This window comes from Curtobacterium sp. MCBA15_013 (assembly GCF_001865095.1).
Lineage (GTDB): Bacteria > Actinomycetota > Actinomycetes > Actinomycetales > Microbacteriaceae > Curtobacterium.
Genome location: NZ_MJGQ01000040.1, coordinates 4,830 through 5,188, shown reverse-complemented (window position 1 = coordinate 5,188; position 359 = coordinate 4,830). Strand labels below are relative to the sequence as shown.

Annotated in this window: 1 protein-coding gene; it reads right to left on the bottom strand. The window is 76.9% G+C overall.

Going from position 1 to position 359, the window contains the following annotated elements; genetic code table 11:
* Positions 1 to 359 (bottom strand): hypothetical protein (locus BIV01_RS19885; protein ID WP_175473730.1); only part of this gene is annotated, 359 nt, incomplete at both ends.

Sequence of the window (359 nt, the reverse complement as noted above, 5' to 3'; positions counted from 1 at the left end):
TGTGGTCGGGGTGCTGGGCTTGGTGCCGCCGGTGGTGCCGCCGCCGGCGCTCGGCTGGGTGCTCGTGCCGCCGCCCGTGCTCGGCGTGCTGCTCGCGGCGCCCCCACCCGAGCCCGAGCCCGTGCCGGTGCCCGTGGCCGCGGTCGCCCCGGAGCCACCGGTGTTCGACGCGAGCTGCGCCTCCGCCCGCTTCGCCTGCTGCGCGGTCCAGTAGGCGGCCTCGGTGGCGACGCTCGTGCCCTTGAGGTACGCGAGCTGCTGCAGCACCTCGTCCTGCTGGTCCTGCTCCCGCTGCACGCGTGCCTGCGCCGACGCTGCGGTGTCGTTCGCCTCGGCGAGGGCGGCCTTCGTCGTGTCCG